At 48.7% G+C, this 21,313-nt stretch carries 22 protein-coding genes, 1 riboswitch and 1 other annotated feature; of the genes, 16 read left to right on the top strand and 6 right to left on the bottom strand.

Going from position 1 to position 21,313, the window contains the following annotated elements; all coding sequences use genetic code 11:
• The 3 genes from J6600_RS06585 to J6600_RS06595 are packed head-to-tail and all read left to right on the top strand — an operon-like array spanning position 1 to position 2,969.
• The gene (locus J6600_RS06585; protein WP_209388152.1) at positions 1-1,098 is read left to right on the top strand and encodes a mandelate racemase/muconate lactonizing enzyme family protein; all 1,098 of its coding nucleotides are present in this window, start codon (positions 1-3) and stop codon (positions 1,096-1,098) included.
• On the top strand, positions 1,095-1,994 hold the full coding sequence (locus J6600_RS06590; RefSeq protein WP_209388153.1) for a C40 family peptidase: 900 nt from the start codon (positions 1,095-1,097) through the stop codon (positions 1,992-1,994). Before J6600_RS06585 ends, J6600_RS06590 begins: the two co-directional genes overlap by 4 nt.
• 3 nt (positions 1,995-1,997) lie before the next feature.
• Complete coding sequence (locus tag J6600_RS06595) at positions 1,998-2,969, top strand: ABC transporter ATP-binding protein (RefSeq protein ID WP_209388154.1); 972 nt, start codon at positions 1,998-2,000, stop codon at positions 2,967-2,969.
• A 27-nt stretch (positions 2,970-2,996) separates the two neighbouring features.
• Here J6600_RS06595 and J6600_RS06600 read toward each other — a convergent pair whose 3' ends face one another.
• Both J6600_RS06600 and J6600_RS06605 read right to left on the bottom strand, forming a co-directional pair.
• Complete coding sequence (locus J6600_RS06600) at positions 2,997-4,046, bottom strand: lactonase family protein (RefSeq protein WP_094295704.1); 1,050 nt, start codon at positions 4,044-4,046, stop codon at positions 2,997-2,999.
• 70 nt (positions 4,047-4,116) lie between these two features.
• Positions 4,117-4,977: a dimethylarginine dimethylaminohydrolase family protein gene (locus J6600_RS06605; RefSeq protein WP_209388155.1), complete on the bottom strand. Its 861-nt coding sequence runs from the start codon at positions 4,975-4,977 to the stop codon at positions 4,117-4,119.
• 189 nt (positions 4,978-5,166) lie between these two features.
• On the opposite strand from J6600_RS06605, the gene J6600_RS06610 reads away from it, so the two are divergent.
• From J6600_RS06610 to J6600_RS06645, 8 genes are all read left to right on the top strand, one after another.
• The gene (locus J6600_RS06610) at positions 5,167-5,685 is read left to right on the top strand and encodes an acyl-CoA thioesterase (protein ID WP_021493808.1); all 519 of its coding nucleotides are present in this window, start codon (positions 5,167-5,169) and stop codon (positions 5,683-5,685) included.
• A 99-nt stretch (positions 5,686-5,784) separates the two neighbouring features.
• Entirely contained in the window at positions 5,785-6,330 is a 546-nt protein-coding gene (locus tag J6600_RS06615; protein ID WP_209388156.1) for a GNAT family N-acetyltransferase, read from the top strand.
• A gap of 12 nt (positions 6,331-6,342) precedes the next feature.
• Positions 6,343-6,451: riboswitch (guanidine-I (ykkC/yxkD leader) on the top strand.
• 66 nt (positions 6,452-6,517) lie between these two features.
• Positions 6,518-6,856: a DMT family transporter gene (locus J6600_RS06620; protein ID WP_007407236.1), complete on the top strand. Its 339-nt coding sequence runs from the start codon at positions 6,518-6,520 to the stop codon at positions 6,854-6,856.
• Positions 6,856-7,170: a DMT family transporter gene (locus J6600_RS06625; protein ID WP_007407235.1), complete on the top strand. Its 315-nt coding sequence runs from the start codon at positions 6,856-6,858 to the stop codon at positions 7,168-7,170. The genes J6600_RS06620 and J6600_RS06625 overlap by 1 nt, the downstream gene beginning before the upstream one ends.
• A gap of 74 nt (positions 7,171-7,244) precedes the next feature.
• The gene (gene purU / locus J6600_RS06630; protein ID WP_003154764.1) at positions 7,245-8,147 is read left to right on the top strand and encodes a formyltetrahydrofolate deformylase; all 903 of its coding nucleotides are present in this window, start codon (positions 7,245-7,247) and stop codon (positions 8,145-8,147) included.
• Between the two features lie 86 nt (positions 8,148-8,233).
• Positions 8,234-8,447, top strand: a binding site (T-box leader).
• Between the two features lie 69 nt (positions 8,448-8,516).
• On the top strand, positions 8,517-9,629 hold the full coding sequence (proB, locus tag J6600_RS06635) for a glutamate 5-kinase (protein WP_209388331.1): 1,113 nt from the start codon (positions 8,517-8,519) through the stop codon (positions 9,627-9,629).
• On the top strand, positions 9,626-10,873 hold the full coding sequence (gene proA, locus J6600_RS06640; RefSeq protein WP_209388157.1) for a glutamate-5-semialdehyde dehydrogenase: 1,248 nt from the start codon (positions 9,626-9,628) through the stop codon (positions 10,871-10,873). The genes proB and proA overlap by 4 nt, the downstream gene beginning before the upstream one ends.
• 113 nt (positions 10,874-10,986) lie before the next feature.
• Complete coding sequence (locus J6600_RS06645; RefSeq protein WP_007610880.1) at positions 10,987-11,412, top strand: organic hydroperoxide resistance protein; 426 nt, start codon at positions 10,987-10,989, stop codon at positions 11,410-11,412.
• Between the two features lie 27 nt (positions 11,413-11,439).
• On the opposite strand, the gene J6600_RS06650 is transcribed toward J6600_RS06645, so the two are convergent.
• Complete coding sequence (locus J6600_RS06650; protein WP_014417547.1) at positions 11,440-11,949, bottom strand: MarR family winged helix-turn-helix transcriptional regulator; 510 nt, start codon at positions 11,947-11,949, stop codon at positions 11,440-11,442.
• 73 nt (positions 11,950-12,022) lie between these two features.
• Here J6600_RS06650 and ohrB point away from each other — a divergent pair, with 73 nt between their 5' ends.
• The 4 genes from ohrB to J6600_RS06670 all read left to right on the top strand — a co-directional run bounded on the left by ohrB (position 12,023) and on the right by J6600_RS06670 (position 14,761).
• Positions 12,023-12,433, top strand: coding sequence for an organic hydroperoxide resistance protein OhrB (ohrB, locus tag J6600_RS06655; protein WP_003154758.1), 411 nt, complete (start codon positions 12,023-12,025; stop codon positions 12,431-12,433).
• A 140-nt stretch (positions 12,434-12,573) separates the two neighbouring features.
• Complete coding sequence (locus J6600_RS19560) at positions 12,574-13,143, top strand: alpha-helical endospore appendage domain-containing protein (protein ID WP_014417549.1); 570 nt, start codon at positions 12,574-12,576, stop codon at positions 13,141-13,143.
• 21 nt (positions 13,144-13,164) lie between these two features.
• Entirely contained in the window at positions 13,165-13,629 is a 465-nt protein-coding gene (locus J6600_RS06665) for a hypothetical protein (RefSeq protein ID WP_209388158.1), read from the top strand.
• A gap of 4 nt (positions 13,630-13,633) precedes the next feature.
• Positions 13,634-14,761 carry a glycosyltransferase gene (locus J6600_RS06670; protein ID WP_094295707.1) on the top strand — a complete coding sequence of 376 codons (1,128 nt, stop codon included), beginning with the start codon at positions 13,634-13,636 and terminating at the stop codon, positions 14,759-14,761.
• Between the two features lie 20 nt (positions 14,762-14,781).
• Here J6600_RS06670 and J6600_RS06675 read toward each other — a convergent pair whose 3' ends face one another.
• Positions 14,782-16,791, bottom strand: a complete 2,010-nt coding sequence (locus tag J6600_RS06675) for a BclA C-terminal domain-containing protein (RefSeq protein WP_209388159.1) — start codon at positions 16,789-16,791, stop codon at positions 14,782-14,784.
• A gap of 240 nt (positions 16,792-17,031) precedes the next feature.
• Positions 17,032-18,216: an MFS transporter gene (locus tag J6600_RS06680; protein ID WP_014417553.1), complete on the bottom strand. Its 1,185-nt coding sequence runs from the start codon at positions 18,214-18,216 to the stop codon at positions 17,032-17,034.
• A gap of 81 nt (positions 18,217-18,297) precedes the next feature.
• Between J6600_RS06680 and yeiL the strand changes: the two genes are divergently transcribed.
• Positions 18,298-18,969, top strand: coding sequence for a transcriptional regulator YeiL (gene yeiL, locus J6600_RS06685; RefSeq protein ID WP_209388160.1), 672 nt, complete (start codon positions 18,298-18,300; stop codon positions 18,967-18,969).
• 49 nt (positions 18,970-19,018) lie between these two features.
• Here the strand turns inward: yeiL and metE are convergent, their stop codons facing one another.
• Entirely contained in the window at positions 19,019-21,307 is a 2,289-nt protein-coding gene (gene metE, locus J6600_RS06690) for a 5-methyltetrahydropteroyltriglutamate--homocysteine S-methyltransferase (protein ID WP_209388161.1), read from the bottom strand.
• Positions 21,308-21,313 lie beyond the last annotated feature (6 nt).

Raw genomic sequence — 21,313 nt, forward strand, 5'->3', positions numbered from 1 at the left:
GTGAAGATTACAGATATTCAAACGGGACGGATGTCCGTGCCGCTGAAAAAGCCGTTTAAGACCGCTTTGCGCACGGTTTACAATGCTGAATCGGTCATTGTGAAGCTCACTTTTGACAACGGTCTGACCGGCTGGGGGGAGGCGCCGCCGACGGTTGTCATTACAGGCGACAGCACGGCCGGTATTGAAAGCGCCGTCCACGATGTGCTGAAGCCCGTTCTCTTGGGACGGAGCCTTTCTGAAAGGGAAGCTGTTCTGTATGATATCAGCCGGCTGTTGGAAAGAAACCAAAGCGCAAAAGCCGCGGTGGATATGGCTGTATATGACGGATGGGCGCAAATGCACGGACAGCCGCTTTACCGGCTTCTCGGAGGCTATCGGAATACACTGGAAACAGATTTTACCGTCAGCGTCAATTCTCCTGAGGAGATGGCGGGGGATGCAGACCGTTATGTGAACAAAGGATTTCATATTTTAAAAATAAAAGTCGGTATAGGTGACATATCGGACGATGTTGCCCGGATTCAGGCGATCAGATCACGTGTCGGCGGAAACGTCAAACTGAGATTGGACGCCAACCAAGGCTGGACGCCGAAAGAAGCCGTGACTGCGATCCGAAAGATGGAAGACGCCGGCCTGGGCATTGAGCTGGTCGAGCAGCCTGTTCATAAAGACGATATCGCCGGGCTGAAGCAGGTCACAGATGCCGTAGACACGCCGATTATGGCGGATGAGAGCGTCTTTACCCCCCGTCAGGCCTTTCACGTGCTGCAGACGAGAAGCGCCGATTTAATTAATATTAAGCTGATGAAAGCGGGCGGCATAAAGCAGGCGGAAACAATCAATGCGATGGCCGAAACGTGCGGCGTGGAATGCATGGTCGGCAGCATGATTGAGACCAAGCTCGGCATCACCGCCGCGGCTCATTTTGCCGCGGGCAAACGGAATGTGACAAGGTTTGATTTTGATGCGCCGCTTATGCTGAAAGATGATTTGATTCAAGGCGGCATCACATACAGCGGCAGTCAGATTACGATTCCCGATGAACCGGGTCTCGGCATTACCGGTGTGTCGATACAAGAGGAGGCGAAAGGATGAGAGCAGCCGTTACAGCGGCGGCAGCCAACGTATGGACGCTGCCGTCATCTCCCCGTTCGGATGATGCGCCGATGCTTGAAAACCCGCCGCAGATCAGAAAATGGTTAGCGTCTATGGGATATGAAGAGCGGCTGCAATTATGCACAGACAACCTTGTCCAAACGCAAGCGCTTTTCGGAGAAGAAGTGATCATTCTCAAAGAGGAAGGGGAATGGGCTTTTGTCGCCGTTCCCGGCCAGCCTTCAAACAAGGACGCGCGCGGATATCCGGGCTGGATGAAAAAAAACCAGCTTTCAAAAGACGGCTTTCATACATCTTCCCCCGCCGTTTGGATTACCAAACCGACAGCTTTTTTATATCACACAAACGGCGAACCGGACTTGGAAGTAAGTTTCTTAACGCGTCTTCCGGCTCCAGGACGTGAAAAAGGTTTTTTCCGGGTGGTGACGCCGCTCGGAGAACGGTTCGTAAATGAAGCTGACGCAGACGAGTGCCGGCATACGAAAGGACGGGCGGCCGATGTCATCGAAACGGGCATGATGTTTCTCGGGCTTCCGTATTTATGGGGAGGACTGAGCGGTTTCGGGTTTGACTGTTCCGGGTTTATGTATTCGATATTTAAAGCAAACGGCTATACCCTTCCCCGTGATGCAAAGGACCAAGCAAAAGCCGGGTGCGGCGCGGCGGTAAACGATATCCGGCCGGCTGACCTTTTGTTTTTCGCCTATGAAGAAGGAAAAGGCGCGATCCACCATGTCGGTTTGGCGCTGGGAGACGGCCGAATGCTGCACTCCCCGAAAACGGGAAAAACAATCGAAGTGCTGTCTTTGGAAGGAACCGTCTATCAAAAAGAATTATGCACCGTACGCCGCTGTATAAGCGAAAAGGGGGAATAGAAAATGTCGGCATCTCCGCTCCTTGAAGTCAGCGGGCTGAAAATGCATTTTGACGCAGGAAGAAAGAAAGCCGTAAAAGCAGTCGACGGTGTCAGTTTTCACATTAAAAGAGGGGAAACATTCGGACTTGTCGGAGAATCGGGATGCGGTAAATCGACGCTCGGAAGGGTTATTCTCCGTCTGTATGACCCGACGGCCGGTTCGGTATCATATGAAGGGACGGATATACACCGTGCCGCGGCAGAACAGCGGTCTGTCTTCTTCCGCAAGCTGCAGATGATTTTCCAAGACCCTTACGCCTCGTTAAATCCGCGCCTGACCGTAAGGGAAATTATTATGGAGCCGATGGAAATCCACAATCTTTACAATACAAGAAAAGCCCGTCTGATGATGGCGGATGAACTGCTTGAAGCTGTCGGGCTCCATCCGGATTTCGGCAGCCGGTATCCCCACGAATTCAGCGGCGGACAGAGGCAGAGAATCGGGATTGCCAGAGCGCTCTCTCTGCATCCCGAATTTATCGTGGCGGATGAGCCGATTTCAGCGCTGGATGTGTCGGTACAGGCTCAGGTCGTCAACCTTTTAAAAAGGCTTCAGAAAGAGAAAGGGCTGACATTTTTATTTATCGCCCACGATTTATCAATGGTCAAGCATATCAGCGACCGGATCGGCGTGATGTATTTGGGCCGCATGATGGAAATTACAGAAAGCGCTGCGCTTTACCGGGAACCGCTTCACCCTTATACGAAGGCGCTTTTATCCTCAATCCCGATTCCTGATCCGCTTCTTGAGGACAAGCGTGAACGGATTATTCTGAAAGGGGAGCTCCCGAGCCCCCTTAACCCGCCGAGCGGCTGTGTATTCAGGACGCGGTGTCCTGAAGCGATGGAGCTCTGCGGTAAGATAACGCCTGAGCTTGAAGAAGTGAAGGCGGGGCGTTTTGTCGCCTGCCATTTATACAAAAAAGAAAGCTGACAATATAAAGTCAGCTTTCTTTTTTGATTAAACCTGATGCAGAAATGACACGCAGACCGGATACGGAACCGGAATGTCAGATTGGAGCAGAGTCAGTCTGCCCGTTTCGGAGTCGCGTTCAAACAAAACCAGATTTCCCGTTTCTTCGTTTGACGCGACAAGGAATGTCTCGGAAGGGTCAAACGCGAAATCACGCGGCCAGTTTCCTTCTGTCGGCACCCATTCAATAAGAGACAATTCACCGGAATATTGGTTGATCTTATAGATGGCGATGCTGTCATGTCCGCGGTTGGCGGCATAAAGAAATCTGCCGTCTTTAGATATGCGGATCGCGCTGCCTTGCGATTTGTCCGTAAAGCCTTCAGGCAAAGCGGAAATGACCTGCAGCTCTCTGAATTCACCTAAGGTCGGGTTGTATTCAAGCGCGATGACTTCATTACTGATTTCCGTCATGACATAGGCGTATTTTTCCGCCGGATGGAAAACGATGTGGCGCGGCCCTGAACCCGGTGCGAAAGAATGAGTTTTCACCTCTGTGAGCGAACCGTTTTTCATTTGGTAAGTATACAGCGTATCCGTCCCTAAATCGACGGCTGCAATGTAGTTATGCTCAGGTGTATAGCCTGCGAAATGGGTATGCGGTTTCTCTTGTCTTTCATGAGGACCTGTTCCCGTATGAGCGGCTTCGGCAGCCGGCTCCCGCAGACTTCCGTCCTCATTGACGGGAAAGGCGTGCACTTTTCCGCTGTGGTAATTAGCGGTTAACACATATTCATGTTTATCATCAATGCTGACGTGGCATGGAGACGGGCCTTCAATCAGCTGGTGGTTCACAAAAGTTAATTCCCCGCTGTTCTGATGAATCTGATAGGCTGCGACGCCGCCTTTTCCGTCTGTCTTTTCAATGGAATACAGCATGCTGTTATCAGAATTCGGAGTGACGTATGTCGGGTTGCCGAGCTTTGCTGCCAGCTTCGGCCGGCTGAGCCGTTTCGCTTCTGTATCAAGTTCAAAACAATAAATGCCTTCGCTTCCGCCTTTTGTATATGTTCCCGCGTATCCTATGTACTTAGCCATTCGGTTTCCCCCTTTAGAGTCTTGTCTTCTCTATATTAACGTATCTTGAAGGAAACTGCCTTGTAAATGTTTAAGATGTTCTGACAAGCGGCAAGGTGCAGCAGCGGAAGGAACCGCCTGATTTAATAATTTCGGAAAACTCGGTTTCAATGACCGTATAACCTCTTTTTCTGAGCTCGCGGTTCGTATGACGGTGCTGCGGCAGGCTGATAATTGTCTGATTGCCGATTGACAGGATATTCGGGCCGAGCGTGAATTGCTCTTCTTCAGGCACTTCTATCATCTCAAAACGTTCGGCGAGAAGATCAATTTCTTTCTGCCGCAAGCCATTTTTGCAGTATAGCGCTTCCGTTTCCGAGATCATATTAAATACACAGTCCAAATGTAAGAAATCCTCCTTGAGAGGGATCGGCACAACCGTCATCTCCGGCAGCGCCTCCTGCAGCTCCCGGACAGCCGCTTTATCCGTGCGCTTGCTCAGCCCGGCGTAAACGGTGCCGTCTGCGATCAAGATGTCGCCGCCTTCAATGTTCGCTTTTTTCAGTCGCGTATAAGGGATTTTCTTATTGTCAAGCAGGCCTTGAAACACTGTTTCTTCTCCCTGCCGGACTGAAGCCGCCATGTTTGAAATAAACGCCGTCTCGCCTAATACAAATCCGATATCCCGGGTGAATACCTGCTCAGGCAATGCGGGATCGGCAGGCAGCAGGACGACTTCAATCTGATGAGATCTTAAAATGTCAATAAACTCGCTATGCTGTTTGAGGGCAACGAGTATGTTAATATTTTCTTGTTTGAAATGTTTCTGCGTTCCGTTAATAATATCCTTGATGGCCATGTGTTCCGGCCGGCATAAGATGACTGTCTGCAAAGCATCAAATTCACTGCGGCAAGCCGGTTTCCGCGTGGATTTGGGAATGGATACGTCCATGTGATATCCTCCTATCGGTATTCAATGTGCGTTTATTATTCCCGTATGTGGTGAATAATGAAACATTTCTGAGAGAATATCTAACCAACTTAATATTTAAAATTTTAGACAAAACGGTCAAAGTATTGTTTAATAGGGTACAGATGAATGAGTCAAAACGACCAGACACCAAAGGGGAGTTTAAATAATATGAAGTTGCCAGAATCAAGATTTTGCAAAGAAACAAGGGTTGTTAAAACAAGCAGGGTTTTTCCGCTTGATACGAATAATCACAATACGCTGTTTGGCGGAAAGCTGATGAGCTACATTGATGATATCGCTTCAATTTCCGCGGCCCGCCACTGCCGGTGTGAAACAGTCACGGCCTCAATGGATTCTGTAGATTTTTTGCGCCCCATCGGCCAACAGGATTCCGTATGCCTTGAATCTTACGTCACATGGGTCGGCACATCGTCTATGGAGGTGTTTGTCAAAGTCATTAAAGAGCATCTGATGACGGGCGAACGCGAGCTTGCGGCAACGTCGTTTCTGACCTTTGTCGCGCTTGATTCAAACGGGAAATCGGTACCCGTTCCGCGGATCGTGCCGGAAACCGAGGAAGAAGTCATGCTTCACAATACGGCAGTTCAGCGCGCCGGAGAACGAAAAAACCGCTTAAAACACAGCAAGGCCCTGGCCGAGGCGCTCGGAACAGATAAACCTTGGTAATCGTCAAACCGCTTTTTTAAAAAGCGGTTTTTTTATGCTGAGAAAGGACTTTTCCTGCCGGATCCATAATCTATTACAGGGAAAGGAGACGTGGCGTGCATGATGGAACATAAGTCTTCCGACACCATCCTGACAACCGGGCGTATCCGTCTGCGGACTATGCGGGATGACGATGAAGAAAATTTGTACGGGCTGTTTACCGACAGAGAGGTCATGAAATATTATCCTTCTCTCAAAAGCAGACGGGAAACGAAGGAATGGATTGCCTGGAACAAACGATTGGCGAAAGGATACGGCGTCAGTCTTTGGATCGCAGAGGATAAAGAGACGGGCGCATTTCTTGGTCAATGCGGAATCGTTCCGCAAACGGTAAACGGAAACACTTTGATGGAAATCGGCTATATGTTTGCCCGCCGCCACTGGGGCTGCGGCTATGCGACAGAGGCGGCGAACGCCTGTCTGGACTACGGTTTTCATATGCAGCAATACGGACGCATAGCGGCGCTGATTGATCCGGAAAACGCTGCCTCCGTCCGTGTCGCGGAAAAAATCGGTATGGTGCCCGGTGAGACCGTTACCAAATGGGAGAGGCAGCTGACGGTTTTTGACATCACATCTGACGTTGAACGTTTCGGCGAAATGTAGTATGATACGAACAGACATGTTTTCTAGGGTTCCGCATGTTCATACATGGCCTGGTCCGAGAGAAAACACATATGCGGACATATCCCGCATATGCACACGGAGGGAAAAAAGCCCGGGAGAGTCAATCTCATGTGAGACGACTATCCGGGCTTTTTTGTATTGTCCGGATACAGAAAGGGTGAAGAACATGAAATGGGGTTTAGTGGTCATAGCGGCCGTATTTGAAGTGGTGTGGGTCACCGGCCTGAAACATGCTGATTCTGCACTGGCGTGGAGCGGCACGATTACGGGAATCATCATCAGTTTTTATCTATTAATCAAGGCGACAGACAGCCTGCCCGTAGGAACGGTATACGCGGTCTTTACCGGACTCGGGACAGCGGGCACCGTGCTCAGTGAAATCCTGCTTTTCAAAGAACAGGCCGATCCGGTGAAAATCGTGCTGATCGGCGTTTTGCTGATCGGTGTCATCGGATTAAAGCTGGTCACACAGGATAAGCCTGAGACGAAGGAGGAGAAGGCGTAATGCATTGGATCAGCCTGATAGCCGCGGGTCTTTGTGAAATGCTCGGGGTCATTTTAATGAATCAATTTCAAAAAGAAAAGAAAGTCAAATGGATTCTTTTCATTATCGCCGGATTTGCGGCTTCTTTTTCCCTGCTTTCTTATGCGATGGAGACGATCGCGATGGGCACGGCCTATGCGATCTGGACCGGTATCGGCACAGCGGGCGGCGCATTAGCCGGCATTCTTTTCTACGGCGAGCAGAAGGATGCGAAGCGCATCTTTTTTATTGCGCTTATTTTATGCGCTGCCGTAGGGCTGAAAATTCTTTCGTAAATTGATTTTTATCAAATCTTCAGTATAATCTATTAGTAAGTTACGAATTATGAAGATACGAGGGATTAAAACAGATGAATTCATATATGACACAGCGGCTGAAAGAATACCGCCGCGGGAATGAGGAAAAAGGGCGCCTGCTCGTCAGCTGCCCCGACCAGCCGGGAATTGTATCGGCCGTGTCGGCGTTTTTGTTTGAACATGGCGCAAACATTATTGAATCAAATCAATATACGACTGACCCTGAAGGCGGACGGTTTTTTCTTAGGATCGAATTCGACTGCAAGGGCATTCGTGAGAAAAAAGAGGATTTACAGCAAGCGTTCGCCTCAATCGCCCAGACATTCGGCATGACATGGAGCCTGTCTCTGGCAAGTGAGCTGAAGCGAGTGGCGATCTTTGTATCGAAGGAGCTGCACTGCCTTCATGAACTGATTTGGGAATGGCAAAGCGGCAATATGATGGCCGAAATTGCGGTCGTCATCAGCAACCACGAAGAGGCCAAAGAAGTGGTCGAACCGCTGAATATTCCGTTCCATTACATGAAAGCTAACAAAGACATCCGCGCCGAAGTGGAGCGGCGCCAGCTTGAGCTGCTGGAGCAGTATAAGATTGATGTGATCGTTCTTGCCCGCTACATGCAGATTTTGACGTCTGATTTTGTATCTGCCCATCCGAATCGGATTATTAACATCCACCATTCATTTCTGCCGGCCTTTATCGGCGCTAATCCGTATAAACGGGCTTATGAGCGCGGAGTGAAATTAATCGGCGCGACTTCTCACTATGTGACGGACGATCTTGACGAAGGGCCGATTATTGAACAGGATATTGAACGCGTCGATCACAGAGATCACGCAGAGGATCTGAAGAATATCGGCAGAACGATTGAGCGGAGCGTGTTGGCAAGAGCCGTAAAATGGCATCTGGAAGACCGCGTCATCGTTCACGGAAACAAAACGATCGTATTTAATTAATGACGGTCCGCCGGGGAGGCGGGCTGTTTTTTATGGATGAAAATGTCTTGACAAGAACCTGTTTTCTTTGCATAATATAAAAAAATCATTGAGCGTTGAAGAGGATCAGTACGCAGAACTTTCTGTGACAGAGAGCAAAATGGCCCGCTGAAACATTTTGCCGCATGAAACCTGCCGAACCTGCCTTGGAGTCCTGAGGGGAAAACTCAGGCGCGATAACCTGGCGTTACAGGAAAGCGGGACGCGTGAAAAACGCGTTCAAACAAGGTGGTACCACGGAAAGCCCATTTCGTCCTTATTTTTCAGGACGGAATGGGCTTTTTTTATTGACGAGAGCCGGTTTGGATTGATTGCCACGGAGGAGAAATGATGAAAAAACAAAGAATTGTTGTGAAAATCGGGAGCAGCTCGCTCACCAACAGTAACGGAAGTATTGATGAAGCAAAAATCAAGGAACATACGGAAGCCATTTCTTTATTAAAAGAAAACGGGCATGAAGTGATCCTCATTACCTCAGGCGCGGTGGCAGCGGGTTTTTCCGCTCTCGGCTATCCGTCGCGACCCGTTACGATAAAAGGGAAGCAGGCAGCTGCCGCAGTCGGCCAGACGCTTTTAATGCAGCAATATATGGACCATTTAAAAAGATACGGACTGACGCCGGCACAAATTTTATTAACAAGAAATGATTTCTCAAAAAGAGAGCGGTACAGAAATGCCTATGCCACTGTAATGGAACTGTTGGAGCGTGGCGTCGTGCCGATTATTAATGAGAATGATTCCACATCAGTCGAAGAGCTGACGTTCGGTGATAACGACATGCTGTCGGCGCTTGTAAGCGGGTTGATTCATGCAGACCAATTAATGATTCTCACAGACATTAACGGGCTGTACGATGCCAATCCGAATGAAAACCCGGACGCAAAGCGGTTCGACTATCTGAATGACATCACACCAGAATTGCTCGGGTATGCCGGATCAGCAGGCTCAAAGGTCGGCACCGGAGGCATGAAGTCAAAACTTCTCGCCGCCCAGACCGCATTGTCGCTCGGGGTGAAGGTGTTTATCGGAACCGGCTCCGGACGGGAAAAACTGATGGGAATTTTAGACGGAAAAGGCGACGGCACTTATATCGGCGATAAAGACCTGTCCTCAGTGAATAATACACGGCAATGGATCATGTTTCATTCTCCGATATCAGGGGAAATCATCATTGATGGGGGAGCGGAGCAGGCGATGATCCATAACGGGTCAAGTCTCCTCCCGGCCGGCGTCGCCGGTGTCTGCGGCAGTTTTCCGAAAGGGGCCGTAGTGGAAGTCAGAGGGCCCGGCGGCATTATCGGCAAAGGGCAGACGCAGTACTCATCCGATGAAATGTTAGAAGTCAAAGGGAAGCGGAGCGACCAGCTTTCAGGAACGAAGCAGGTGGAAGTGATTCACAGAGATGATTGGGTGAATTTATTTGACGAGGGGGAACACAAATGAGTGAAGTATTGCAAAAAGCAGCCTTGGCAAAAGAAGCGGCTGCCGAAATGGTCATGAAAACGACGGCTGAAAAAAACGAAGCGCTCCAATGTATTGCAGACGGACTCAGAAATGAACGCCGGCTGATTTTAACAGAGAATCAGAAAGATATTGAAGCGGGACGGAACAGAGGACTGACACCTGACATTATTGACAGGCTGACTCTTGATGAAAAACGCCTGCTCGATATAGCGGACGCCGTGGAACTGCTAATCGGTCTTGAAGATCCCGTCGGTGAATCGCTGGAGACCATTCAAAAAGAGAATGGATTATCTATTGAAAAAATCCGCGTGCCCCTCGGAGTAGTGGGCATGATCTATGAGGCCAGACCGAACGTTACCGTAGACGCGGCGACACTCTGCCTGAAAACCGGAAACGCGGTTGTGCTCAGAGGAAGTTCTTCCGCCATCCACAGCAACATAGCGCTTGTCAGTGTGATGAAACGCGCACTGGGGCTGTCAAAGCTTCCGATTGATGCTGTTCAGCTCATAGAAGATACAAGCAAAGAAACCGCCAAACAGCTCTTTACATTAAATGACGGGCTGGATGTATTGATCCCGCGCGGCGGTAAAAATTTAATTGATCTTGTTGTCAGGGAATCAACCGTACCCGTTTTAGAAACCGGAGCGGGCAATTGCCACGTGTACATAGATGAGTCAGCAGATCCTCAAATGGCAAGCGAGGTCGTCATCAATGCCAAAACACAGCGTCCTTCGGTCTGCAACGCGATTGAATCTCTTTTGATTCATGAAAAATGGGCCGAAGAACACGGACGAAAGCTGCTGAATCAGCTGACAGCAAAAGGGGTGGAGCTCCGAGGAGACCAGGTGATTTGCAGACTGGAGCCTCAAGCGAAACAAGCAGAAGAAGCCGATTGGGGAGCGGAGTACCTGGCGCCGATTCTCAGTGTGAAAACAGTGCAGGACGTACAGGAGGCGGTCCGCCACATTCAGCAGTACGGCACAAACCATTCAGAAGCCATTCTGACGGAGAACGCCGAGCATGCGGCTTACTTCCAGACCGCCGTTGACGCCGCCGCCGTGTATCATAATGCTTCAACCCGGTTTACGGACGGTTTTGAATTCGGATACGGAGCCGAAATCGGCATCAGCACGCAAAAGCTTCACGCGAGAGGGCCAATGGGGCTTCCGGCGTTAACATCTACAAAAATCATCATCAAAGGAAACGGACAAATCCGCGTATAATCTTTTAAGCTTATCCTTCAAAAAGGGTAGGCTTTTTTTATGCGGAAAGATTGACGGTTTCTATTATATTGTGTAATATTAAATTGTACACAATATAATAGAGGTGAATTCACATGACAAAACCATTATTTACTGCAACCGTATCAGCCGCCGGCGGACGTGAAGGGAAAGTCACGTCTTCTGACGGAGTGCTGAATCTTGATGTTGCCATGCCGGGAACGCCAAGAGCAAAAAAGCTCGAACATGCCACTAACCCTGAGCAGCTGTTTGCCGCAGGATATTCAGCCTGCTTTGACAGCGCTCTTCAGCTCGTAGCGAGAAAAGAGCGTCTGAGTATTGAAACAGAGGTCACTGCGCATGTCAGTCTGCTGAAAGATGAAGCAGACCAAGGATATAAACTGGGCGTTACGCTTGAGGTCAAAGCATCCGGCATTGATAAACAGGAGCTTGAAGCCCTTATTCAAAAAGCGCACGGTGTCTGCCCGTATTCAAAAGCGACAGCGGGAAATATTGAAGTGAAGCTTCTGGCAGCAGAATAAAAATAAGGATGCCCATTCGGGGCATCCTTATTTTTTGCCGTGCAGCGTATTCAAAACCTCATAAAGCGACTGCTTTAACTGCTTTAATTCCTCTTTTGACCGTCCCGTCTGTTCCAGCATGGCAATGGGGATATCCGCCGCTGTTTTCTGCAAGGCCCGTCCTTCATCTGTGAGCCTGATCGTCACGGATCGCTCGTCTTCAGCCGACCGCTTTCTCATGATGATTCCGTGCTGCTCCATCCGTTTCAGCATCGGTGTCAGCGTTCCGGAATCCAGGTACAAAAGCTCACCCATCCGTTTCACATTCAGTTCTTCGTGCTCCCATAATAAAAGCAGCGCCAAATACTGGGGATAAGTTACGTTGAGCTTATCAAGCAGCGGTTTGTACCGTTTCGTCATTTCCCTTGAGCTTGCGTACAGCAAAAAACAAAGCTGATTCTCCAGTTTCATATGTTCAAAATCTTTTTCTGCCATTACTTCTTTCACCAACTCTTTGTTTGTTAACGTTACCCCTATTGTAGCCGAAAAACGGTCCATTTCCTATTCCTCATGTTTAAAAATATGAGCAGGGGCAATATATACAGTAAGTACAATGAGGAGGCTGATAATAATGGCATTATTTACTTCAAAAGCGACCGCAGTCGGCGGACGAGCAGGACATATTAAATCCGAAGACGGGGTGCTGGATTTTGACATCATCATGCCGAATGCAAAAAAAGACGGAGAAACCGGCACAAACCCTGAACAGCTCTTTGCGGCAGGGTATGCTGCCTGCTTCGGGGGAGCGCTTGAGCTTGCCGCCCAAAAACAAAAAATCGACATGACCTCTGAAATTGAAGGACAGGTCAGCCTTTTAAAAGATGAGAGTGACGGAGGTTACAAAATCGGCGTAACGCTCGTCATTGATACAAAAGATCTTGACAAAGAAACGGCGGAGAAGCTAGTGCACGCCGCTCACGAGTTCTGTCCGTATTCAAAAGCAACAAGAGGAAATGTAGACGTCAAACTTGAATTAAAATAAATCAACGAACGAATATCCCGGATTTTATATCCGGGATATTTTATTAACGAAAACATCAGTAATGATCTCTTCTCTCCCGGAATAAGAATACGATATAGCACTTTTGCATAATGACACCAAGAGAAAAGAGGGAGAAATCGATGTCTCTTCCAAACATACCGAACATCACCCCCGACATTACACTCTCCAGATGTGAGACCCTGAACCTCCTTCTTTCATCCGTGGCTATGGAAGAAATCGGACTATCCCATATTCTGCAGGCGGAAGCGGAAAGGATTCAAATGTTTCTCGGCGCTTCCGGCGATCCCTCCTTGGAGGAATTGTCATCAATCAATAGAAGCACTGAACGGCTCCTGCGCACCGTCATGAAATCACAACTCCTTTTGCAGACGAAGCTTGAGGACATTATCTTCTTACAGGATTCTGAAGCCTGTATGGACCCGGACGATCCAAGCAATCCGAGTAATCCGGGCGATCCTGATGACCCGTGGAATCCGGACGACCCAAGTAATCCGAGTGATCCGGGCGATCCTGATGACCCGTGGAATCCGGACGATCCCAGTGATCCGGAAGATCCATGCGACCCGTGCTTTCCGAATCCGCATCCTGAAGATCCGTGTGACGGCCTGTTTTACGGCCGCATTGGCTGCTGTGAGTGCGGGGATTGTGAGGACTGCGGTTGGAAGAAAAAAGGCGGGGAGCGTTCATAAAAAAAGAGACGGGTGAAGCATATGCCGTATCCAAGCATCTCAAAAGCGAAACAGACATCTTTTGAAGCCATGCATTGCCTCACGATTGCGCTGTTAAATATATTATCTGTGACCGTGGATAAAAGAAGGGATTCAGATTACAAAGAAGAAATCAGGCTGTTCTCCGCATTGTGCCGCTGGCAGATGGAAACTGGCGGCCGTCTGTTTTTAATGATCAGCCTGGAAGAAGAGCAGAAGCAGATGTATGAGCGGCACTTTCATGAAATGAAGACAGTGACGGAACGAACGAAAAAATTCATTTTTGAAAGCCCGCGCGAATTCCGGGCGCATCCCATTACGAAGCGGGCTGTCAGGCAGCTTCAGGAATGGGATGCAGAATCAACTGCCGAACCTGCCGTCAGATGGGTGCGGCCTGTCATCATAACGATGAACGGCACTCCTGAACGGCCTTGGTTCAATCAACAACTCCAAAATCGGGAAAGGTGAGAAAATGAGCGGAAATGCTGAATGTAAACTGACTCTTTGCATGATTGTGAAAAACGAGGAGAGATACATCTCCCGTTGTTTATCAAGTGTACAAGACATCGTTGATGAGATCGTCATCGCAGACACCGGATCACAAGATAATACAAAAGATATATGCAAAAGCTTTCAGGCAAGAGTGTTTGATTTCGAATGGGAGAATGATTTCGCAAAGGCCAGAAATTACGCCCTGCAGCATGCCGAAGGGGATTGGATTTTAATGCTTGACGCGGATGAAGAGCTCGATCAGGAGACGGGCCGTTTTTTAACTTCGCTGCTTCATGACGGATTACCGAGCCGGGGCCTTTTGAAAATCATCAATTATACGGGGAAGCAGCTCGATGAAAACGAAGCGTTTGAAAGCATGCAGCCGAGACTGTTCCGCAATCATAAAGGCCTTCTGTATCAAGGCAGAATTCACGAGAATATCTCGGCTCCCAATGAGGAAGAAAACAATGCTTTTTTCACGCTCCCATGTGTGATTCATCACTACGGCTACTTGGAGCAGGAAGAAAAGATCAAGCAAAAACATAAACGGAATATCAGCATTTTAAATGAAGAGCTTTCAGAGGAAAATCCTGATCCGTGGCTTGTCTATCATTTGGCAAGTGAATGCTACAGAATAAAAGACTATGAAAAAGCATTACATCTTGTCAACGGCTCAATTTTTCAATTTTTAAGCGAAAAACGAATGCCTCCGTCTCTCCTGTATTATTTGAAATATACAATATTGCTTGAGCTCAAACGATATGAAGAAGCCGAACAAGGGATTGAAAAAGTGCTCAAGCTATATCCTGATTACAGCAATCTTCATTATTATAAAGGCCTTGTATTATATCATTTGGAAAAGTACAGAGCGGCAATCAAAGCATTTGAAAACGGAACGCAGGTTGAAGGAGAAAACGCTGATCACTTAATTTTAAAAGGTGCCGCCGATTTCAGAGCCTTTTATTATATGGCAAAATGCCATGCTGAATTAAACCATGATATGACGGCCATCGCTTACGCCAAAAAATCCGTGAAGTTCAATCCTCAATTTAAACCCGCGCAAGAACTTCTGTCTCAATTAAAAAAGGATCAGCGGACAAACGCCTGATCCTTTTTTTGCATGTTCCATTAAGATAATCGAATAATGTTTAAAGCTGCACCGACGCTTCCTCCAAGCAATGTGGCCGCACCCAATAATCCGAACAGCTGAAGCTGGATGGTGCTGCCTGCTGGCAAAGTCACAATAAAGGAGTTATTAAAGTTTGCCAAAGACGCGACCGGGGCGATAATCGAACTTGCAGGAGGAGTGCCGTTGATTAAAATACGCGAACTTACAAGCAGGCCGGCCGTTAAATTAATATGGTAGGAGATATAGTAACGTCCCGCCGGAGCAACGGTAAATATGGTATTTGCGGCATTAGCCGTAATATCCGCCGAAAGGTTTTGTTCATTCGGTAAAGAAATGGTCGTGCCGCCGACAATAACTGCGACAACACCGCCGCCCGTATTGCTTGCATAGCCGGAAGTTGCTGTCAGACTTGTTCCGGTGATTCCGGTCGGTCCGGTGCCGCCAGTAGCGCCAGTGCTTCCAGTCGGTCCGGTAACGCCAGTAGCGCCGGTGATTCCGGTCGGTCCGGTGTCGCCAGTAGCGCCGGTAAATCCGGTTGGTCCGGTGCCGCCAGTAGCGCCGGTGATTCCGGTCGGTCCGGTAACGCCAGTAGCGCCGGTGCTTCCAGTCGGTCCGGTTTCGCCAGTAGCGCCGGTAAATCCGGTCGGTCCGGTGCCGCCAGTAGCGCCGGTAATTCCAGTCGGTCCGGTAACGCCAGTAGCGCCGGTGATTCCGGTCGGTCCGGTGCCGCCAGTAGCGCCGGTGATTCCGGTCGGTCCGGTTTCGCCAGTAGCGCCGGTGATTCCGGTCGGTCCGGTTTCGCCAGTAGCGCCGGTAATTCCAGTCGGTCCGGTGCCGCCAGTAGCGCCGGTAATTCCAGTCGGTCCGGTGCCGCCAGTAGCGCCGGTAATTCCGGTCGGTCCGGTAACGCCGGTAGCGCCGGTAATTCCAGTCGGCCCGGTTTCGCCAATAGCGCCGGTGCTTCCGGTCGGCCCGGAAACGCCAGTAGCACCGGTAAATCCGGTCGGCCCGGAAACGCCAGTAGCGCCAGTGATTCCCGCCGCAGCTAAAAGTGTATAGTCAGCTGAGGCTCCAGGGGTTCCCGCCGGGCTGTTTACGTTTGCGACGTAAGAGCTGCCGTTGAAAGTAACTGGCTGTCCGGCGGTATAGGCAGCGGCGGCGAGGGGATCAAACGGTACGATGCCTTGCAGTCCGGCGCCCGTGACCCCTGTCGGCCCGGTCGGCCCCGCGGCGGCAAGCAGTGTATAATCCGGCGATGTCCCGGGAATGCCTGAAGGGTTATTGATATTTACGACATAAGAAGCACCCTCATACAATACAACCTGCCCCGCTGTATAAAAAGGTGCAGCAGCGGGATCAAAATCTGTCAATCCTGTCAATCCGGCTCCTGTAGCGCCTGTTGGTCCGATCGGCCCGGTTGATCCTGCGGCAGCTAAAAGCGTATAATCGGCAGACGTATCCGGAATCCCTGCCGGCGAAGGTGTGTTCACGACATAGGAGCTTCCGTTATACAATACAACCTGTCCGGGTGTATAAGTGGGAGCAATCAGCGGATTAAAAGCAACAATCCCTTGAAGACCCGCACCGGTGACCCCCGTCGGCCCGGTCGGTCCGGTTGGCCCTGTCGCTCCGGCCGGGCCGATTGCTCCCGTCGGTCCTGCGGGCCCGCCGGCTGGTCCCGTCGGCCCCGTAGCACCAGTAGGTCCCGCCAGTGTAGGGATATTTGAGATACTGTCCAATTTTGAACCGAGAAGAAGCTCCTGTTTCATTAAGCTGTCAAGCGTATCACGGACGCTCTCATTCAAGTTCAGAATATCCGCAAGACTTGACGGGGGCCCTGTTAATCCGGGAATCGTTCCGAGCGCGTATTGGATTTTTTCCCCTTCCGCATTCAGAATATGTGCCATTCCCAGCTCTTCCATAGCAATTGACGAAAGAAGAAGGTTAATGGTATCGTCTCTGGAAAGTGTAACGACAGGGGTGATATTAGGCAAATTAGGCTGTGACACAATGTCCCTCCTTATGAGTTGGCTGAAAATCATTTTATTACGAACAAAGTTCCCCGAAAATAAGCGTAAGCAGTACTGTATCAGTATATTCACTGACTCTGTCCAAGTTTCTGAACGAATTCCCGCATTAAATTCATCATATATGAAGGAAATACTTTAAATATAGAGAAAATACATCGCACAGCATTCGCAAATCGGTCAAAATGACAGCGGGACATGTGATCGTCTATAAAGCGATGGCTACATATCTTGAGCGTTTCCTGCAAAAACTCTCTTTTTCATTTCAAGTTTTCTGTATAAAAGGGCGAGAAGCATGGATGGTATCGTACAAACAATCATTCCGATAAAGGCATACCGGGGCTCAATTTCATATAAAAAACCCCCGAAAATAGTAAATACCGCAGTGCTCCAGCTGAGAGCAAGCGCTGAATATATGCCTTGGGCTTTCGGGATTTGCGCCGGTGAAATATTCTTAATTAAGTATTTCATAAATGCATAGTGTCCCATCGCGAATGAACAGGCATGCAGCGTCTGCGCAATACAGAAAATGATGACATGCGGAAAGGCAAATACGAGTATCCAGCGTACGGTAGCACCAAGCGCCGCTAAGGCGAGCAAAGAGCCTGCCGTAAATTGATGAAAGTATCGGTCAGCGATTGCAAAGAAGATAATCTCCGCGATAACGGCGATGTTGATGATGATTCCGATGGCATATGCGGGCGCATCGATTTCCTGTAAAAAGAGATAACCGTAATTGTAGTAAGATGCATGTGCCGCTTGCAGTAAGATAACGATTGCGAGCACCAGACCGAAATATTTGATGCGGAATAAGGCAAACATACCCTCTTTTCTTGCGCGGTCTGTTTCCGGCCGTTTCGAGAGAACAGCTGGCGCATGCATAAAGCTGAGGCATGCGAATATCAGGGTGCCCAAAAGCAGTGCCCATAAAATCGCTTGATCTCCGAATATACCTGTAAAGACGGACAGGATGACGCCGGCTGAAACAAAACCCGCGGACCCCCACTGGCGGCTTGTCCCATAAGCCTTTAATTCGTTATGCTGTACAAGGACGCCGCAAGCGCTGTCTAAAGCAGGCATTAAAGCAGGGTAAAACACATGCAGCACTAATGTGACAAGAAGCAGGCTTTGAAAAGAATCAGCGGGAATATAACATAAAAGTGCGAGAAGCGTCCCGATTCTTGCGCCGTTTAATAAGGCTTTGCTGCTGAATTTTCCTGATAAATAAGGGAAGAAAAATAATGTGGAAATCCCTCTTGCCGCCAAGCCCAGGCTCATAATGAAACTGGCTTCGGATACGGAAACCCCTTTTATATGCACCATCCATCCCGTCCAATAGGGCAGAAAAACACCCCATGTCATAAAAAAACTAAAAAAATGCAGACTCATCCAGCGATATGCTTTCATTCCCGTTCCTCCTTTAATTGGCATGTTATCATGTAAAGACATAAAGACAATATGAGATATCTCATATTTTTGGGGTGGACGATGGAAATTTATAAAGGCGAGAAAAAGCGGCATCAGTTAGAAAAACACTCAATCGCGCATTTATTCTCTTTCCCCGCTGAAAAGTTTATGGAAGTGCGCGAATATGAGCGGGACGAATGGATTATTCAAGAGGGCAGGAGGCCTGACTTCCTGTTTTACGTGATTGAAGGAAAAGCGAAAATATATGTAACCCATCAAAACGGGAAAGTTTCTTTAATTAATTTTATCAACAAAAATGATTACATCGGAGAGATGGAACTATTACATGAAGTGTATTACACAAAAGGAATTCAAGCCTCAGCGAAGACTGTTTGTTTTGCTCTGCCTATTTACCGCTGCCGCGCGCAATTGCTGCAGGATGCGAAATTCCTGCGTGAGTTGGCTAAGTTTTTAAGTGCTAAGGCAACGCTTATGGCTTCGAAATATTCACAAAGTCTGGCGTTCCCGCTTGAAAACCGGCTTGCTGATTTTATTTTGCAGACGGCTTATGAAGGGGTTTATAAAGAGAAGCACGTAACGGTCTGTGATTATTTGGGTGTATCTTACCGTCATCTCTTGCATGTGCTGACGCAATTCTGCCAAAAAGGGTATTTGCAAAAAGAAGGGAGGGGCTATCAAATTAAGCAGTATGATTCACTAAGTGAACTTGCAGAAGCGCTGAAGAATAAGTAGCACGCCCCAGAAAAAACAGCCACCCGCAATTTGCGGATGGCTGTTTTTTTTATACAAGCTGAGCTTGTTTTTTTCGTGCCTGTTTCGCGGCGTCGACCATATTTTTTAATGCCGCAACGGTTTCTTCCTGCTGTCTTGTTTTCAGTCCGCAGTCCGGGTTTACCCAGAAGCGGTCAGTCGGACACACTTCAAGCGCGTCATCAATAATTTGATAGATTTCTTCAGTTGCCGGCACACGCGGGCTGTGAATGTCGTATACACCGAGTCCGAGGCCTTTCACGTAAGGATGTTCTTTCAAGTATTCTAAAAATCCTCCGTGGCTTCTGCTGTGTTCGATTGTAATGACATCCGCGTCAAGATCATTGATCGTATCTACGATATCTTCAAAGTTGCTGTAACACATATGCGTATGAATCTGCGTCTCATTTTGCACAGAAGACGTCGTTAACCGGAATGCTTCTGCGGCCCAAGTTAAATATTCATCCCAATCCTGCGTTTTTAACGGCAGTCCTTCGCGGAGCGCGGGTTCATCCACTTGGATAATTTGGATACCGGCATCTTCAAGCGCTTTTACTTCTTTTCTGAGGGCAAGCCCGATCTGGAAGGCGATTTCTTTTCTTGAAATATCCACACGCGGGAATGACCAGTTTAAGATGGTGACAGGTCCCGTCAGCATGCCTTTCATGTGTTTTTCCGTCAGCGATTGGGCGTAGACCGTATCTTTTACCGTCATCGGTTCGATAAATTCGACATCTCCGAAAATGACAGGCGGACGTACGCAGCGTGAACCGTAAGACTGCACCCATGCATATTTCGTAAAGGCGAATCCGGCCAGTTTTTCACCGAAGTATTCGACCATGTCCGTCCGCTCAAATTCTCCGTGAACGAGCACGTCTAAGCCGATTTCTTCCTGAATGTCAACCCAGCGCTTCGTTTCCGCATTAATAAAGGCTTGGTACTGTTCATCCGTCCAATCTTTTTTCCGCCATTTTTGCCGTGCGCTCCGCACCTCGGCAGATTGAGGGAAGCTTCCGATTGTCGTCGTCGGCAGAAGGGGAAGACCGAGTGATTCATTCTGCAGCGCCAATCGTTCTTCAAAGTTTGCCGGACGGGAGAAATCTTTTTCCGTCAGCTGATTCAGCTCTTCTTTTTGAGCTGAGTTCGCTCCTGTTGCGAATGCTTTTAAAGCCTTAAGTGCCGCTTTTGACTCTTCGATCTGCTCACTGACGGCCGCTTTGCCGGACAGAAGCCCTTCTTTTAAGACGCCGAGTTCCGCCAGTTTTTCTTTAGCGTATGACAGGCCGTTCAGCAAATCCTTTTCGAGGTGCTCGTCAGGGTGTTTTGCCACCGGCACGTGCAGAAGGCTGCTTGAAGGCTGAATCCATAATTCCTCAACGTCAGCATGGCTGAGGATATCCAGAGCCGCATCAAGGCGTTCTTCAACATCGATTTTCCAAATGTTGCGGCCGTCGATCACACCGGCTGCCAGCACTTTATCTTTCGGGAAGCCGTGCTTTTTCAGCTGCTCAAGGTTTCTGCCTTTATCATGCACGAAGTCAAGCCCGATTCCCTGTACGGGATAAGAAACGAGTTCTTCATATGCATCAACCGAATCAAAGTATGTCTGCAGGAGAACATTCAGTCCTGAAAGCTCTTTTGTGATCGCTTCATAGAGGTCTTTGGCGGCAGAGACGTCTTCAGAAGAAGCTGTCACAAGGGCAGGCTCATCAATCTGAACCCATTTGACGCCTTCTGCTTCAAGCTCTTTCAGCAGCTGAACATAAAGAGGAACAAGGCGTTTTTGAATCGCTTTCGCTTCTGATTCTTCGTATCCTTTCGCAAGCGTGACGAATGTGTACGGACCGACGATGACAGGTTTCGTTTCCGCTCCGAATTCTTCTTTGATCCGGCGGTAGTCATCAAGCTGTTTGTTTCTCGTCAGACGGAATTCAATGCTTTCGTCATATTCAGGAACGATGTAATGGTAGTTGGTATTAAACCATTTCGTCATTTCACTGGAAACGGCGTCTTTTACACCGCGGGCAATCGCAAAGTATGTATCAACGGGATCCGTGATGCTGCGGAATCTTTCCGGAATCCAGTTAAAGCTGACGGCTGTATCAAGCACATGGTCATAATGGGTGAAATCAGAGACCGGCACGATATCGATATGCTGGTCAAGCTGTGTTTTGACAGCTGATAAGAATAAACCGTCAAGTTCTTTAAGAAACGTTTCTTTGTCAGTGTTTCCTTTCCAATAAGCCTCAAGCGCTTTTTTCCATTCTCTGTTCAAGCCGATTCTCGGAAAACCGAGGTTCGAAGTTTTGATTGTTGTCATTAAGTT

This window comes from Bacillus sp. LJBV19 (assembly GCF_017797845.1).
Classification (GTDB): domain Bacteria; phylum Bacillota; class Bacilli; order Bacillales; family Bacillaceae; genus Bacillus; species Bacillus velezensis.

Excerpts from the sequence above, each read along its gene's own strand:
- J6600_RS06605 (WP_209388155.1), bottom strand. The coding sequence starts at position 4,977 with ATGGACGTATCCATTCCCAAATCCACGCGGAAACCGGCTTGCCGCAGT.
- purU (WP_003154764.1), top strand. The coding sequence starts at position 7,245 with ATGAATTCATATATGACACAGCGGCTGAAAGAATACCGCCGCGGGAAT.
- proB (WP_209388331.1), top strand. The coding sequence starts at position 8,517 with ATGAAAAAACAAAGAATTGTTGTGAAAATCGGGAGCAGCTCGCTCACC.
- J6600_RS06595 (WP_209388154.1), top strand. The coding sequence starts at position 1,998 with ATGTCGGCATCTCCGCTCCTTGAAGTCAGCGGGCTGAAAATGCATTTT.
- ohrB (WP_003154758.1), top strand. The coding sequence starts at position 12,023 with ATGGCATTATTTACTTCAAAAGCGACCGCAGTCGGCGGACGAGCAGGA.
- proA (WP_209388157.1), top strand. The coding sequence starts at position 9,626 with ATGAGTGAAGTATTGCAAAAAGCAGCCTTGGCAAAAGAAGCGGCTGCC.
- J6600_RS06670 (WP_094295707.1), top strand. The coding sequence starts at position 13,634 with ATGAGCGGAAATGCTGAATGTAAACTGACTCTTTGCATGATTGTGAAA.
- J6600_RS06620 (WP_007407236.1), top strand. The coding sequence starts at position 6,518 with ATGAAATGGGGTTTAGTGGTCATAGCGGCCGTATTTGAAGTGGTGTGG.
- J6600_RS06610 (WP_021493808.1), top strand. The coding sequence starts at position 5,167 with ATGAAGTTGCCAGAATCAAGATTTTGCAAAGAAACAAGGGTTGTTAAA.
- J6600_RS06600 (WP_094295704.1), bottom strand. The coding sequence starts at position 4,046 with ATGGCTAAGTACATAGGATACGCGGGAACATATACAAAAGGCGGAAGC.
- J6600_RS06650 (WP_014417547.1), bottom strand. The coding sequence starts at position 11,949 with ATGGACCGTTTTTCGGCTACAATAGGGGTAACGTTAACAAACAAAGAG.
- J6600_RS06590 (WP_209388153.1), top strand. The coding sequence starts at position 1,095 with ATGAGAGCAGCCGTTACAGCGGCGGCAGCCAACGTATGGACGCTGCCG.
- J6600_RS06615 (WP_209388156.1), top strand. The coding sequence starts at position 5,785 with ATGATGGAACATAAGTCTTCCGACACCATCCTGACAACCGGGCGTATC.
- yeiL (WP_209388160.1), top strand. The coding sequence starts at position 18,298 with ATGGAAATTTATAAAGGCGAGAAAAAGCGGCATCAGTTAGAAAAACAC.
- J6600_RS19560 (WP_014417549.1), top strand. The coding sequence starts at position 12,574 with ATGTCTCTTCCAAACATACCGAACATCACCCCCGACATTACACTCTCC.
- J6600_RS06665 (WP_209388158.1), top strand. The coding sequence starts at position 13,165 with ATGCCGTATCCAAGCATCTCAAAAGCGAAACAGACATCTTTTGAAGCC.
- J6600_RS06680 (WP_014417553.1), bottom strand. The coding sequence starts at position 18,216 with ATGAAAGCATATCGCTGGATGAGTCTGCATTTTTTTAGTTTTTTTATG.
- J6600_RS06625 (WP_007407235.1), top strand. The coding sequence starts at position 6,856 with ATGCATTGGATCAGCCTGATAGCCGCGGGTCTTTGTGAAATGCTCGGG.
- metE (WP_209388161.1), bottom strand. The coding sequence starts at position 21,307 with ATGACAACAATCAAAACTTCGAACCTCGGTTTTCCGAGAATCGGCTTG.
- J6600_RS06645 (WP_007610880.1), top strand. The coding sequence starts at position 10,987 with ATGACAAAACCATTATTTACTGCAACCGTATCAGCCGCCGGCGGACGT.